At 69.7% G+C, this 14,391-nt stretch carries 11 protein-coding genes; 4 read left to right on the top strand and 7 right to left on the bottom strand.

The window, feature by feature from the left end; genetic code table 11:
• Position 1: 1 nt before the first annotated feature.
• On the bottom strand, positions 2–883 hold the full coding sequence (locus PQB87_RS27610; protein WP_060061906.1) for a helix-hairpin-helix domain-containing protein: 882 nt from the start codon (positions 881–883) through the stop codon (positions 2–4).
• Positions 884–1,063: 180 nt separating this feature from the next.
• Positions 1,064–2,599, bottom strand: a complete 1,536-nt coding sequence (locus PQB87_RS27605; protein WP_153489701.1) for a sigma-70 family RNA polymerase sigma factor — start codon at positions 2,597–2,599, stop codon at positions 1,064–1,066.
• A gap of 298 nt (positions 2,600–2,897) precedes the next feature.
• Between PQB87_RS27605 and PQB87_RS27600 the strand changes: the two genes are divergently transcribed.
• Both PQB87_RS27600 and PQB87_RS27595 read left to right on the top strand, forming a co-directional pair.
• On the top strand, positions 2,898–3,338 hold the full coding sequence (locus PQB87_RS27600; protein ID WP_059683163.1) for a hypothetical protein: 441 nt from the start codon (positions 2,898–2,900) through the stop codon (positions 3,336–3,338).
• Between the two features lie 33 nt (positions 3,339–3,371).
• On the top strand, positions 3,372–4,214 hold the full coding sequence (locus PQB87_RS27595; RefSeq protein ID WP_489242981.1) for an SH3 domain-containing protein: 843 nt from the start codon (positions 3,372–3,374) through the stop codon (positions 4,212–4,214).
• Between the two features lie 140 nt (positions 4,215–4,354).
• Here PQB87_RS27595 and ilvD read toward each other — a convergent pair whose 3' ends face one another.
• The 5 genes from ilvD to PQB87_RS27570 all read right to left on the bottom strand — a co-directional run bounded on the left by ilvD (position 4,355) and on the right by PQB87_RS27570 (position 11,960).
• Positions 4,355–6,214 carry a dihydroxy-acid dehydratase gene (ilvD, locus tag PQB87_RS27590; RefSeq protein WP_489242980.1) on the bottom strand — a complete coding sequence of 620 codons (1,860 nt, stop codon included), beginning with the start codon at positions 6,212–6,214 and terminating at the stop codon, positions 4,355–4,357.
• A 282-nt stretch (positions 6,215–6,496) separates the two neighbouring features.
• On the bottom strand, positions 6,497–7,519 hold the full coding sequence (locus PQB87_RS27585) for an Ldh family oxidoreductase (RefSeq protein ID WP_489242979.1): 1,023 nt from the start codon (positions 7,517–7,519) through the stop codon (positions 6,497–6,499).
• Positions 7,512–9,104 carry an aldehyde dehydrogenase (NADP(+)) gene (locus PQB87_RS27580; protein ID WP_489242977.1) on the bottom strand — a complete coding sequence of 531 codons (1,593 nt, stop codon included), beginning with the start codon at positions 9,102–9,104 and terminating at the stop codon, positions 7,512–7,514. The genes PQB87_RS27585 and PQB87_RS27580 overlap by 8 nt, the downstream gene beginning before the upstream one ends.
• A gap of 76 nt (positions 9,105–9,180) precedes the next feature.
• Positions 9,181–10,806, bottom strand: coding sequence for an APC family permease (locus tag PQB87_RS27575; protein WP_489242976.1), 1,626 nt, complete (start codon positions 10,804–10,806; stop codon positions 9,181–9,183).
• 233 nt (positions 10,807–11,039) lie between these two features.
• Entirely contained in the window at positions 11,040–11,960 is a 921-nt protein-coding gene (locus PQB87_RS27570; RefSeq protein WP_011547925.1) for a dihydrodipicolinate synthase family protein, read from the bottom strand.
• A 251-nt stretch (positions 11,961–12,211) separates the two neighbouring features.
• Between PQB87_RS27570 and PQB87_RS27565 the strand changes: the two genes are divergently transcribed.
• Positions 12,212–13,144: a 4-hydroxyproline epimerase gene (locus PQB87_RS27565; RefSeq protein ID WP_021156666.1), complete on the top strand. Its 933-nt coding sequence runs from the start codon at positions 12,212–12,214 to the stop codon at positions 13,142–13,144.
• Entirely contained in the window at positions 13,141–14,268 is a 1,128-nt protein-coding gene (locus PQB87_RS27560) for an NAD(P)/FAD-dependent oxidoreductase (protein ID WP_111941569.1), read from the top strand. The genes PQB87_RS27565 and PQB87_RS27560 overlap by 4 nt, the downstream gene beginning before the upstream one ends.
• Positions 14,269–14,391: the final 123 nt, after the last annotated feature.

Raw genomic sequence — 14,391 nt, 5'->3', positions numbered from 1 at the left:
CTCAGCCCGCGTAGTACACGCGGCATTCCTGCTCGCGCCCGCGCACGATGCGCTTGCCGACGAGCGAGCCGACCGTTTCGGTGAAGACGGTGCGCTGGTGTTCGCGCTGCCCGGCGTCGTAGAAATAGAGCGAGACCCAGTCGGTCGGGCGGGAGGCCTCCGGCGTGCGCATCGCGGCAAGCAGGCACAGCGCCGTGAAATGCCAGCCGCCCTTGGTCATGTGCATCACGGGCGACGGCACGTAACCGTCCACGTTCAGGCGCCGATGCGCGAGCGTCGGCAACACGCCGGCGGCGGCCTTGTTACGGTACAGGCGGTCGATGTAGAGCAGCAGTTCGACAGGAGGCTCGGTGCCGGGGCCGGCGTCCTGCACGTGGCCCTGCCAGCGCCGGCGGCGGCTCAGCACATCGTCGAGCGCGGTGCGGATGCCGGCTGCGCGCCGCGGGCCGACGCCCGAGATCGTTTCGAGCTGGCCGTTGCGGGCCGCGCGTTCGAGCTCCTCGAGCGTATCGATGTGAAGCAGGTCGTGAATGCGTAACGCGAGCGCGTGGCCGATACCCGGCACCGCTTCGAATGCGGAGGTACGTACGGCGTCGCCGCACAGCCGGTCGAGCTGCCGCCAGCGCCCGGTCACCAGCAGCTCGGCAATCGCCTGGGCGACGCCCGTGCCGATCTCGGGCAACGTACCGAGCGCATCGACGCCGCCGGACTCGAACAGCGTGCGGATGTCGTGGTCGAGCGCTTCGACCGTCCCGGCCGACGCGCGGTACGCGGCGACCCGGTAAGGATTCGCGCCCTGGTCAGCCAGCCGTTGCGCCGCCTCGCGCAGGCAGGCCGCGATATGCCGGTTTTCCTCGTACGTTTGGCTGGCGCTCGTCTGCATCGCGAGGGACCCGGGGAAGCACAAACGGAATGGACACGGCGAACGATGCGCCGGTCGGCTGTTCATCATTGTCGCGACACGCGTTGAAGAAAACTTGACGCACGTCAATAGCAAACGTAGCACAGGTGCGAGGAGCACGGTCGTGCCGATAGGGGCACGACCGTGCGTCGCGTGATGCGGTCACGCGTCGAGAAACGACTGCGCGTTCTCGGCCTCGGCAGCCGTGCGCAACGTGGCGAGTGCCCGTTTCTCGATCTGGCGCACGCGTTCGCGCGACATGCCGGCGTCGTGCGCGATCGCATCGTAGGTATCGGGCTCGGCGCCGCCGAGGCCGAACCGCCGGCGCAGCACGTCGGCCTCGGCCGGCGTGACCGACCGGAGCAGCGACCGCACACACTCGCGCATGCGCGTGTCGGCCAGTTGCTCGAACGGGCTGGCCGACGCCTGGTCCTCGATCAGCTCCACGAGGCCGGTGTCCGCGTCGGGCAGCGGCGCATCGAGCGACACGGGCTCGGCAGGCAGCGCGAGCACCGCACGCAGCTTGTCCTCGTCGAGGCCGGTTTCGGCCGCGAGTTCGGCCGGCGTCGCCCGGCGCCCCGTGCGCTGGTGAAAACGCAGCGCATGCCGTTGCACACGCTGGTACTGGTCGCCCACGTGCACGGGCACGCGGATCGTGCGCGCGCGATCCGCGACCGCGCGCGCGATCGCCTGGCGAATCCACCAGGTCGCATAGGTCGAGAACTTGAACCCGCGCCGGTATTCGAATTTCTCGATCGCGCGCATCAGGCCGAGGCTGCCGTCCTGCACGAGATCGGGCAGGTCGACGCCGCGGTTCATGTACTTGCGCGCGATCGACAGCACGAGCCGCAGGTTCGCCTCGAGCATCGCGCGCGTGGCGTCGCGCACTTTCTGCTGGCCGTCGGCGAGCGCTGCGGCGAGTGCCCGCCGCGCGACCGCGTCGAAGCAGGCGGCTTCGCCTGCTTCGGTGCCGTGCGGCGCGGACGCGAGCGTGCCCACGACGCGGCTCGCGTCGTCGACCGCCGGTGCGAGCCACGCGATCGAGCCGAGCAGGGCGGCCATGCGGTTACGCGCGTCGCGGTATTCGTCCGAACGGACGCCATGCGCGTGCAACGCGCCGCGCAGGGCCGCGACGGCCGCCTGCAGTGCGTCGTAGCTGGCCGGCGCGGGCGTGTCGGGGGCGTCGCCGTCGGAAGACCCGGCGCTGCCGGTCGTCGCCGTCGCGCGGTGACGCGCAAGCAGCGAGTCGACCGCCGCCGGATAGCCGGCGATCGCATGCAGGATCTGGTGACGGCCCGTCTCGAGTTCGCGGGCAAGCACGATTTCGCCTTCGCGCGTGAGCAGCGGCACCGCCTGCATGCGCCGCATGTAGAGCGCGAGCGGGTCGGTCGACGCGCTCGTGCCGCGTGCGAGGTCGCCGAGCATCGCGCGGCCTTCGTCGAGCGCATCGCGATCGACGTCGACCGGCGACGAACCGGCGAACGGCGCAGGCGCGGCCGGCTCGTCGAGCACGGCGATGCCGATGTCGGCGAGTGCGGCGCGCACGACGTCGAGCGCGTCGGGGCTGTCGCTTTCGGGCGGCAGCGCGTCGACGAGGTCGGCGTGGGTCAGATAACCCTGTTCGCCGGCGAGCGCCAGCAACTGGATGATCGGATCGAGCGGCGTGTCCGCCCGGGGAGTGGGGCGTGGCGTAGTCATGTCGATGGCGGCGTGAACCGCGCTCCTGTCTGGGCGGGCCGAAGTCCGCCGGTTTCGGGCCGCCGGTTGCTCGCGAACCCCGTCCGCGCCGGCCAGCCTGACATCGTTCAAGTTGAGGGCATTTGCGCGAACTTCAACGCGAGCGCGGCAGACGTGCCAGCACGCGGCGTGCCTGCGCGCGCGTCTGGTGCTGGAAACAAAAAGTAACCGATCATACCGGGCGGAAATCTGCAGGGGACGTAAGCTAGAGTCAGGCGCGCAGCCTGGCTGCGCAGCGCAGATTCCGCCGGAGCAAGAAATGACCCTGATTCCCGCCGCGAGGTGTGCGGCATTCGCGTTGACCACGCTGGCCCTCGGCGGCTGTTATTACACGAGTCCGTACGGTTATGCGCCGTATTACGCGCCGGCGCCGGCCACGCTGACGCAGCGCGAGATACCCGTCACGCCGGCTGCACCGGGTAGCGCCGCACCGAGCCAGGGCTCGACGGCGGTCGCGCCGCCCGTGGCCGACCCGGCTCCCGTCTACGTCGCGCCGGCCTATCCGCCGCCGTATCCCTATCCGTATCCGTACTATGCCCCCGCGTATTACCCGGGCTGGTACGGCTGGGGAGCGCCGGCGATCTCGGTCGGCTTCTGGGGCGGCTGGGGCGGTGGCCACTGGCGCGGACGCGGCGGGGACTGGCATCGTCCGTGGGGCGGCGGCCACTGGGGTGGCGGCTGGGGCGGGCATCGGCACTGACCGGCGCGCGGCGGCACCGCGCGGGAGAGCATCATGAGGAATACGATTGTCCGAAGTCTGTACGCCGTCCTGCTCGGCCTCGCGGCCGCGCCGGGCGTCGCCGATGCGCAGAGCAGCGCCTACACGAACTCGCCGGCCGAACTGTTTGCGGGGCCGGCGCCCGACTATCCGGTGGTGGCGCAGATTCCGCCCGACACGGCGCTGGACGTCTTCGGCTGCCTGAGCGACTACTCGTGGTGCGACGTCGCGCTGCCGGGCGTGCGCGGCTGGATCGATGCGCAGTTGCTCGAGTATCCGTACCAGGGCAGCTACGTGCCGTTGCTCGAATACGGTGCGATCATCGGGGTTCCGGTGACGGGGTTCGCGATCGCCGCGTACTGGGATCGTTATTACCGGCACCGTCCGTGGTATCACGACCGCGATCGCTGGGCGCATCGTCCGGAACCGCGGCTCGGCCCCGGAGGCATGCCGCCGGGACAAGGCCGTCCGCAACCGGGCGGGCCGATGCAGGTTGCGCCGGGCGGCCCGCCGCCCGTGCACGACGCGCGGCCGTCGGCTGCACGCGGCGGCTGGAACGGCGCAATCCGCACACCGCCGCCGGCAGCACCGGCGCCTTCACCGATGCCGGGCGGGGCGGGCAACGCGCGTCCGGCCAGCCCGCCGCCGGCCGTGCTGCGCCCGCCGCCCGGGCCGGGTGGCGACGCGCGTCCGATGCCGCCGGCGGTGCACCAGGGAGGCGAGGGGCGTCCGATGCCGCCGCCGGTGCGTCAGGGAGGCGGGGGCGGCGGCGGTTATGCGCGGCCGCAAGGTGGTGGAAACGGTGGCGGCAACCACGGTGGTGGCGGAGGCGGTGGCCCCGAGGATTTCCGTCACTGATGTCGCCGGCGCCGGGGATTCCCGGGCGCCGGACGAAAAAAAGCCGCTCCGGAGAGCGGCTTCCACAGCGGCGCGGGCGGATTGTCCTGCCCCCAGTCCGAACGGCTGCGCGTGGCGGGCAGCCGGCGGTGCTGCTCGCGTCAGTCGTCGAGCAACGACAGGTCGCGCACGGCACCCTTGTCGGCGGACATGACCAGCTTCGCGTAGGCCTTCAGCGCCGCGGACACCTTGCGCGGACGCGGCTGCGCAGGCTTCCAGCCCCTCGCGTTCTGCTCTTCGCGGCGGCGCGCCAGCTCTTCGTCGGACACGAGCACGTTGATCGTGCGGTTCGGGATGTCGATGCGGATCTTGTCGCCGTCGCGCACGAGGCCGATCGCGCCGCCCGCCGCGGCTTCCGGCGAGCAGTGGCCGATCGACAGGCCCGACGTACCGCCCGAGAAGCGTCCGTCCGTCAGCAGCGCGCATGCCTTGCCGAGCCCCTTCGACTTGATGTAGCTGGTCGGGTAGAGCATCTCCTGCATGCCGGGGCCGCCTTTCGGGCCTTCGTAGCGGACGATCACGATATCGCCGGCCTTGACCTTGTCGTTGAGGATGTTCTCGACCGCTTCATCCTGCGATTCGGTCACGTGAGCCGAGCCTTCGAACACGTGGATGCTCTCGTCGACGCCGGCCGTCTTCACCACGCAACCGTCGAGCGCGATGTTGCCGGTCAGCACGGCGAGGCCGCCTTCCTTCGAGAACGCATGCTCGTACGAGCGGATGCAGCCTTCCGCGCGGTCGAGGTCGAGGCTCGGCCAGCGCGTGTCCTGGCTGAACGCGACCTGCGTCGGGATGCCGGCCGGGCCGGCCAGGTAGAACGTGCGGACCGCATCATCCTGCGTGCGGACGATGTCCCACTGGTCGAGCGCATCCTTCAGCGACGGCGCGTGCACGGTCGGCACGTCGGTGTGCAGCCTGCCGGCGCGGTCGAGCTCGCCCAGGATCGCCATGATGCCGCCTGCGCGGTGCACGTCCTCGATGTGGTACTTGTTCGTGTTCGGCGCGACCTTGCACAGCTGCGGCACGACGCGCGACAGGCGGTCGATGTCCTTCATCGTGAAGTCGATGCCGGCTTCCTGCGCGATCGCCAGCAGGTGCAGGATCGTGTTGGTCGAACCGCCCATCGCGATGTCGAGCGTCATGGCGTTCTCGAACGCCTTGAAACCCACCGAGCGCGGCAGCACGCGTTCGTCGTCCTGCTCGTAGTGCTGGCGGGTGAGTTCGACGATCCGGCGGCCGGCGCGCTTGAACAGCTGCTCGCGATCGGCGTGCGTGGCCACCACCGTGCCGTTGCCGGGCAGCGACAGGCCGAGCGCTTCAGTCAGGCAGTTCATCGAGTTCGCGGTGAACATGCCCGAGCACGAACCGCAGGTCGGGCAGGCCGAGCGTTCGACTTCGGCGACGTCGGCGTCCGAATACGACGGATCGGCCGCGATCACCATCGCGTCGACGAGGTCGAGCTTCTTCAGTTCGACGGTCTTGGTGACCGGGTTCGCGAGGCGCGTCTTGCCGGCTTCCATCGGGCCGCCCGACACGAAGATCACCGGGATGTTCAGGCGCATCGCGGCCATCAGCATCCCCGGCGTGATCTTGTCGCAGTTCGAGATGCAGACCATCGCGTCCGCGCAGTGCGCGTTCACCATGTATTCGACCGAATCCGCGATGATGTCGCGGCTCGGCAGCGAATACAGCATGCCGTCATGGCCCATTGCGATGCCGTCGTCGACCGCGATCGTGTTGAATTCCTTCGCGACGCCGCCGGCAGCCTCGATCTCCCGCGCGACGAGCTGGCCGAGATCCTTCAGGTGCACGTGCCCGGGCACGAACTGGGTGAACGAGTTGACGACCGCGATGATCGGCTTCGAGAAATCGTCGTCTTTCATGCCGGTGGCGCGCCAGAGCGAGCGCGCACCCGCCATGTTGCGGCCGGCGGTGGAAGTTTTGGAACGGTAAGTGGGCATTGTCGTTGCTGAAGAAATATCGCGGGAAAAGGGTGGAGGCACGGGGAATAAGGGCCTCTCTCGCGCCCGTGCGAACAACCTCTTGAGCTGCGCCCTGGGCAAACCCGGCGATTATCCCACAGCCGCCGCGGGCGTGGCGCCCGCGGGGCCGGCAACCGGCGCCGCAGGCGTGCCCGGCGTAAAACGTGCCGAAGGCCGCGGGACGGCCGCGCGACCGGGCGGGGAGGTGCCGGGCCGCGCATCGATCGGTGATCGCCGCGCGATCCGGCCCCGAGCGGGCGATCAGTCGAGCAGCGTCAGGATCTCGTCGTACAGCGCCTTCGGAATCCGCACGCCGTTCGCGATGCTGCGCGCGCGGGCGTCGAAGCGCCGTTGCGACGGCAGCCGCGCGCCCTGCGCGACGATCGATTCGAACATCCGCTCGCCGCGCGCGAGCCCCGTGTCGAGATCGTCGCCGAGGAACACCTTTGGGTCGAAGGCGATCACGAGTTCGCCATGGCACGGCGTCGCGCCGACGCCTTCGTCGAAGTCCATCGACTCGCGGCTCGTCATGTCGCCGATCAGCGCGCCGCCGAGCAACTCGACCATCGCCGCGAGCGCCGATCCCTTGTGACCGCCGAACGTGCGCATCGCACCCTGCAGCGCGGCCTTCGGATCGGTGGTCGGCCGGCCATCGGCGTCGATCGCCCATTCCGGGGGGATCGCCTTGCCTTGCTTCGCATGCAGCTCGATGTCGCCGCGTGCGATCGCGCTCGTCGCGAAGTCGAACACGAACGGCACGCCGCCCGGGCGCGGCCACGCGAACGCGATCGGGTTCGTGCCGAACACGGGCTCCCTGCCGCCTTCCGGCGCGACCCAGCTATGGCTCGGATTCATCGCGATGCCGACCAGCCCCTCGGCCGCGATCGCCTCGACTTCCGGCCACAGCGCGGAGAAGTGGTAGCAATGGTTGATCGTCATCGCGGCGATGCCGTGCTGTTTCGCCATCTCGACGAGCACGGGCATGCCCGTTTCGAAGCTCAGCAGCGAGAAGCCGCGATGCGCGTCGACCGCGACGATCGACGACGACAGCCGGCGCAGCGTCGGCACGGCTTGCGGATCGACCTTGCCCTTCTTCAGCGAACGTACGCAGACGAGCAGCCGGTACACGCCATGCGAATGGCATTCGTCGCGCTGGCCCTGCGTGATCACGTTGGCGATGGCCCGGGCATGGGCGTCGGACATGCCGTGGTGCGTCAGCACACGCAGCGCGAGCGCGTGGACTTCATCGAGCGACAGGACGACTTCGGCGATTTGCTCAGACATGGTTCACCTCGCGCGGCGCGGGCACGCCGTCGATGCGCTGCGGCACGTTCAGCGGATTGCCGTTGCGGATCGCTTCCGGCAGCAACGCATCCGGCAGGTCCTGATACGACACGGGACGCAGGAAGCGCTCGATCGCACGCGCGCCGACGGACGTCGTGCGCGTGTCGGACGTCGCCGGGAACGGGCCGCCGTGCACCATCGCATGGCCGACCTCGACGCCCGTGCCGAAGCCGTTGACGAGAATGCGGCCGGCCTTGCGCTCGAGCGTCGGGCGCAGCGCGGCGAACAGTGCGGCGTCGCCGTCGGCGAGATGCGCGGCGATCGTCAGCTGGCCTTCGAGCGACTTCAGTACGCGATGCAGCGTATCGGCGTCCGGGCAGCGCACGATCAGCGACGCGGGGCCGAACACTTCTTCGCGCAGTTCGGGGCGCGCGATGAACGCGTCGGCCGACGTCGCGAACAGCGCCGCGCGGGCCTGGTAGCGACCGCCCTCGACGCCTTCCGCCAGCCGTTCGACCGTATCGTGCCCGCGCAGCGCCGCGACGCCTTGCGCGTAGCTCGCGTGGATGTGCGGTGTCAGCATCGTTTGCGCGGCTGCCGCGCGCACGGCATCGGCCGCCGCAGCTTCGAACGCGCGCAGCGCGGGCCCGTCGACCGCGAGCACGAGGCCCGGATTCGTGCAGAACTGGCCGGCGCCGAGCGTGAGCGATGCGACGAACTGCGGCGCGATCGTGTCGTGGCGCGCGTCGAGCGCGGTGGGAAACAGCAGCACGGGATTGATCGAGCTCATTTCCGCGTAGACGGGAATCGGCTCGGGGCGTGCGGCCGCGATGTGCATCAGCGCGACGCCGCCGCGGCGCGAGCCGGTGAAACCGACGGCCTTGATGCGCGGATCGGCGACGAGCGCCTGGCCGATCTCGCGCGATGCGTCGAACAGCAGCGAGAACACGCCGGCCGGCATCCCGCATTCGCGCGCGGCCTGCTGGATCGCGCGGCCGACGAGTTCCGACGTGCCGGGGTGCGCCGAATGCGCCTTGACGATCACCGGGCAGCCGGCCGCGAGCGCCGACGCCGTATCGCCGCCGGCGACCGAGAACGCGAGCGGGAAATTCGACGCGCCGAACACGGCGACGGGCCCGACCGCGACGTTGCGCAGGCGCAGGTCGACGCGCGGCAGCGGCTTGCGCTCGGGGTGCGCCGGATCGATCCGCGCATCGAGAAACCCGCCGTCGCGCACCAGCGACGCGAACAGCGCGAGCTGGCCGACCGTGCGGCCGCGTTCGCCTTCGATGCGTGCGCGCGGCAGGCCCGTTTCGGCGACGCAGCGCTCGATCAGGTCGTCGCCGAGCGCCATGATGTGGCGGCCGATTGCGTCGAGAAATGCGGCGCGCGCGTCGAGCGTCGTTTCGCGATACGTGTCGAACGCGTCGTCGGCGAGCGCACAGGCCGTCTCCAGGTCGTGCAGGCTCGCGCCACCGAAAGCAGGTTCGAGTGGCTCGCCGGTCGCGGCGGCGATCGCGTGGAGGGTGCCGTTCTGTCCGGCGACGGCGGACTGGCCGATCAGGAGCTGACCTGTGAGTTGCATGGTTTTCCTCGGAAAAAAACAGGGGCCGGGCGTGGTGCGCCCGGCCGGAGTGACGGTGAGAAAGGGAGCGGGTGCGTCAGTCCTCGTCGTCGTCGAGCTGCAGCTTGTCGGAACGCACGCCGGTATTCGCGCCCCAGTAGTAGATGACGAGCGCGACGGCCGCGACGACGACCGTGTCGTACGGATGCGCGAGATGGCCCGTGCCGCCGAAACCGCCGAGATACGACAGTACGATCATCGCGGCATAAAACGCGATCAGCCATGCGGACGAGCGCACCTGTTCGGCGAGGCTCAGGTGCGCGGTCGGCACCCAGCGGCGGCACGCGAGATAGATGACGAACATCACGATCTGCAGGCCGAGCAGCCAGGACACCGTGCTCCAGCCCGACCAGTAGACGATCAGCGCGGCGATCACGAACGACGCGGGGCCGGTGATGCCGAATGCGCTCGCGCGGAACGGTCGCGGCAGGTCGGGCGCGGTGCGACGCAGCGCGGCGACCGATACGGGCGCGACCGCGTAGCTCAGCACCAGCGCGGCCGACACGATGTTGATCAGCGCTTCCCACGACGGGAACGGCATCGTCCAGAAGATCGCGAGGCCGAACGTGAGCCACAGGCCCGCGCGCGGGATGCCCGACGCTTCGTCGACGCGCGTGAACACCTTGAAGAAGGTGCCCGTCTTCGCCCAGCCGTAGACCACGCGCGGCGTCGCGTTCATGTAGATGTTGCCGCAGCCGCTCGGCGAGATCATCGCGTCGGCGACGACCATCACCGCGAGCCAGCCGACGCCGAGTGCGAGCGCGATGTCGCGGTACGGCAGCGTGAACGCCTTGCTGATGTCGTGCCAGCCGCCGGCGAGCATCGCGGTGGGGATGCTGCCGATGAACGCGAGCTGCAGCAGCACGTAGATCAGCGTCGACAGCAGGATCGACAGGATCAGCGCGATCGGGATCGTGCGCTGCGGATTGCGCACCTCGCTCGCGACCGACACGATCGGCGTGAGCCCGAGGTACGCGAAGATGATGCCGCCGGCGGACACGGCCATCTCGATACCCGGCATGCCGAACGGCGCGAAGCCGTGCACGGTCAGGTTCGCGGGCTTGAAGAACGTGAACAGCACGCCGATCACCGCGAGCGGCACGATGAACTTGAAGACGCTGATGATGTTGTTCGCCTTCGCGAACGTCTTCACGCTCGAATAGTTCAGGTAAAAGAAGAAGCACAGCAGCGCGGCCTGCACGAGCCAGCCGAGCGTGGTCGGGTCGCTCGATCCTTCGACCGTCAGGCCAGGAAACCACGCGGCCGCGTACTGGCGCGCGGCGACGACCTCGATCGCGATCAGGCTCGAAAAGGCGATCAACGTGATGAAGCCCATCAGGTAGCCGAGCAGCGGGCCGTGCGAGAACACCGGGTAGCGGACCACGCCGCCCGCGCGCGGCAGTGCGGCGCCGAGTTCGCAGTAGACGATGCCGAGCAGCAGCACCGCGAAGCCGCCGAGCAGCCACGAGAAGATGCCGGCCGGGCCTGCGATCGTCGAGACGTGACTCGCGGCGAACAGCCACCCCGAACCGAAAATGGCGCCGAGACCGATGAACGTGAGATCGGTCAGCGACAGCTGTTTCTTGAACTTGCCGTGACCCGCGTCGGGGTGCGCGGAACGGGAAAGTGGGACAGACGGGTGTGCGTTGCCTTGGCCTGGCATGGGCTTGTCTCCTGGGGGAATGGCGGTGCAGGCGTCGAATGCGCCGCGCTCCGACGGAGCAGCGGCGCACGCCTGCCGGCCGGCGTCGCCCGGTTCGAACGACCGGGGCGGGCCGCGGGCCGTTCACGCGCGGCGCAGGCGGGCGCCGGGGCGAACGGGCCCGCAGGCCATGCCGGACCGGAGACGGCGGCGCGCAGGGGGGAAAGCCTGCAAGCCGCCGCTGGGGAAGTCGATCAGAGACCGACGTCGGGCAGCGCCGGGCGCGTTTCGAGCGCCTTCGCGACGATGGCCTTCACTTCCGCGAGCGTGTCGCCCTGCAGCGCGAGGCGCGGCGGGCGCGTGATCGCGCTGCCGCGGCCGACCAGCTCTTCGCACAGCTTGATGCACTGCACGAGGTCGGGACGCGCGTCGAGGTGCAGCAGCGGCATGAACCAGCGGTACAGCGCGAGCGCTTCGTCGAAACGCTTTTGCTTCGCGAGGCGGAACAGCGTCTCGCCTTCCTTCGGGAACGCGTTCGACATGCCCGACACCCAGCCTTCGGCGCCGACGGCGATGCTCTCGACCACGACGTCGTCGAGGCCCGCGAACAGCACGAAGCGATCGCCGACCGCGTTGCGCAGGTCGATGAAGCGGCGCGTATCGCCCGACGAATCCTTGAAGCAGACGATGTTCTCGCAATCCTGCAGCGCGATCAGCACGTCGGGCGTCACGTCGTTCTTGTAGATCGGCGGGTTGTTGTAGACCATCACTGGCAGGTCGGTGCTCGTCGCGACCGCGCGGAAGTGCGCGGCGGTTTCATGCGGCTTGGCCGAGTAGACCAGCGCGGGCATCACCATCACGCCGTCGACGCCGACGCGCTGCGCTTCACGCACCGTGTTGCGCGCGAATTCGGTCGTGAATTCGGCGATGCCGGCGATCACCGGAATCTTGCCGCCTGCCGCGTCGCGTGCGGCCTCGATCACCTGGAGTTTCTCGCTCGTCGACAGCGACGTGTTCTCGCCGACCGTGCCGCAGACCACGAGGCCCGACACGCCGTCGTTCACCAGGTTCTTCACCACGCGGTGCGTGGCGTCGATGTCGAGGGAAAAGTCCGGCTTGAACTGGGTGCTGACGGCCGGGAAAACCCCGGTCCATTGAATGGCTTTGCGGCTCACTGAAATCTCCTACGTTCGTATCGGTCGGCCGACGGGTGTGTCGGTGTGGCAACCAGTATCGCCGCGCAAATGCCCATCACGCTTGAGTCGTATCGCGGAGCAAAATGACGAAATCGGCACAGCGGCCGGCAGGGGCGCGAAGGGCGCCTCGCACTATGCCGATTTCGTCGTCGTCCTCATCGAAAAGCCACAAGCGGACGGACGCGCGACGGAGGAAGCTATGCTCCTTTCCCCACTTCGGACGGCTCATGATGAAGCGCATCCAGATCATCGATTCGCACACGGGCGGCGAACCCACTCGGCTCGTCGTGTCCGGCTTCCCCGCGCTCGGCAGCGGCACGATGGCCGAGCGCCGCGATGTGCTCGCGCGCGAGCACGACCGTTACCGCACCGCATGTATCCTCGAGCCGCGCGGCAGCGACGTGCTGGTCGGCGCGCTGCTGTGCGAGCCCGTGTCGCCCGATGCGGCGGCCGGCGTGATCTTCTTCAACAATAGCGGTTATCTCGGGATGTGCGGGCACGGCACGATCGGCGTCGTGCGCACGCTGCACCACATGGGGCGCATCGCGCCCGGCGTGCACCGGATCGAAACGCCGGTCGGTACCGTCGAGGCGACGCTGCACGACGACCTGTCGGTCAGCGTGCGCAACGTGCCCGCGTATCGCCATGCGAAGGGCGTCGCGCTCGACGTGCCGGGTTATGGCCCCGTGAAAGGCGACATCGCGTGGGGCGGCAACTGGTTCTTCCTGATCAGCGACCACGGGCAGCGCGTCGCCGGCGACAACGTCGCGGCGCTCACCGCGTATGCGTCGGCCGTGCGCGAAGGGCTCGAACGCGCGGGCATCACCGGCGCGAACGGCGGCGAGATCGACCACATCGAGCTGTTCGCCGACGATCCCGAGCACGACAGCCGCAGCTTCGTGCTGTGCCCGGGCCTCGCGTACGACCGTTCGCCGTGCGGCACCGGCACGAGCGCGAAGCTCGCGTGCCTCGCGGCCGACGGCAAGCTCGCGCCGGGCGTCGTGTGGCGGCAGGCGAGCGTGATCGGCAGCGTGTTCCACGCGAGCTACGAAGAAGCCGACGGCGGGATCGTGCCGACGATCCGCGGCAGTGCGCACCTGAGCGCGGAAGCGACGCTCCTGATCGAGGAAGACGATCCGTTCGGCTGGGGTATCGCGCCGTGAGCGACGCGAAGACGGATGTCGTCGTGATCGGCGCCGGCATCGTCGGCGCCGCGTGCGCGCACGAACTCGCGCAGCGCGGGCTGCGCGTGCTCGTCGTCGACGACGCGAGCGGCGGGGCGACCGGCGCGGGCATGGGGCACCTCGTCGCGATGGACGACAACGCGGCCGAACTCGCGCTGAGCCATTACTCGATCGAACTGTGGCGCGCGTTGAGCGGCGAGATGCCCGAAGGCTGCGCGTACCGCAACTGCGGCACGCTGTGGCTCGCGGCCGATGCGCACGAGATGGATCTCGCGCGCGCGAAGCAGGCGGCGCTCGCCGCGCACGGCGTGGCGGGCGAACTGATCGACGCGGCGGCGCTCGCGCAACTGGAGCCGATGTTGCGCGCGGGCCTCGGCGGCGCGCTGAAGATTCCGGGCGACGCGATCCTCTATGCGCCCGTCACCGCGAACTGGCTGCTGCAGCGCGCGCCGCGCATCACGTTGCGGCGCGACCGGGCCGTCGCGGTCGACGGCCCGAGCGTGACGCTCGCGAGCGGCGACACGCTGCGCGCGGAGCGGGTGGTCGTCGCGAACGGCGTTGCGGCGCGCACGCTGCTGCCCGAACTGCCGCTGCGCCCGAAAAAGGGCCATCTGCTGATTACCGACCGCTATCCGGGCCAGGTGTCGCACCAGCTCGTCGAGCTGGGTTATGCGGCGAGCGCGCATGCGAGCGACGGCACGTCGGTCGCGTTCAACGTGCAGCCGCGGCCGACCGGCCAGTTGCTGATCGGCTCGTCGCGCCAGTTCGACACCGAGGACGCGCAAGTCGAGCCGCCCGTGCTCGCGCGCATGCTGCGCCGCGCGGTGGGCTATCTGCCGGACCTGGCCGACCTGAACGGCATCCGCGCATGGACGGGGTTCCGTTCCGCGAGCCCCGACGGTCTGCCGCTGCTCGGCGAGCACCCGGCACGGCCGGGCGTGTGGCTCGCGGTCGGGCACGAAGGGCTCGGCGTGACGACCGCGCCGGGCAGCGCGCGGCTCGTCGCCGCGCTGATGGCCGGCGAGCGGCCGCCCATCGATATCGAACCGTATTTGCCGGGACGCTTCCTGACCGCGTCCCTTGTAGCCGGAGCGCTGACATGAAACGACCCCCACGCTCACTTCGTTCGCTGCCCCCCGAGGGGGCCGTCAGCCCCCTTGGGGCGGCCCGGCGGAGGCTGACATGAAACGACCCCCACGCTCACTTCGTTCGCTGCTTCCCGGGGG

This window comes from Burkholderia sp. KL41, assembly GCF_057005415.2.
Note: the sequence above shows the minus strand (reverse complement) of the source record. Positions and strands in the feature narration are given on the sequence as shown.

What these genes read in the sequence shown, in the direction of transcription:
- PQB87_RS27610 (WP_060061906.1), bottom strand. Translation starts at nt 883, where the DNA reads ATGCAGACGAGCGCCAGCCAAACGTACGAGGAAAACCGGCATATCGCG.
- PQB87_RS27605 (WP_153489701.1), bottom strand. Translation starts at nt 2,599, where the DNA reads ATGACTACGCCACGCCCCACTCCCCGGGCGGACACGCCGCTCGATCCG.
- PQB87_RS27600 (WP_059683163.1), top strand. Translation starts at nt 2,898, where the DNA reads ATGACCCTGATTCCCGCCGCGAGGTGTGCGGCATTCGCGTTGACCACG.
- PQB87_RS27595 (WP_489242981.1), top strand. Translation starts at nt 3,372, where the DNA reads ATGAGGAATACGATTGTCCGAAGTCTGTACGCCGTCCTGCTCGGCCTC.
- ilvD (WP_489242980.1), bottom strand. Translation starts at nt 6,214, where the DNA reads ATGCCCACTTACCGTTCCAAAACTTCCACCGCCGGCCGCAACATGGCG.
- PQB87_RS27585 (WP_489242979.1), bottom strand. Translation starts at nt 7,519, where the DNA reads ATGTCTGAGCAAATCGCCGAAGTCGTCCTGTCGCTCGATGAAGTCCAC.
- PQB87_RS27580 (WP_489242977.1), bottom strand. Translation starts at nt 9,104, where the DNA reads ATGCAACTCACAGGTCAGCTCCTGATCGGCCAGTCCGCCGTCGCCGGA.
- PQB87_RS27575 (WP_489242976.1), bottom strand. Translation starts at nt 10,806, where the DNA reads ATGCCAGGCCAAGGCAACGCACACCCGTCTGTCCCACTTTCCCGTTCC.
- PQB87_RS27565 (WP_021156666.1), top strand. Translation starts at nt 12,212, where the DNA reads ATGAAGCGCATCCAGATCATCGATTCGCACACGGGCGGCGAACCCACT.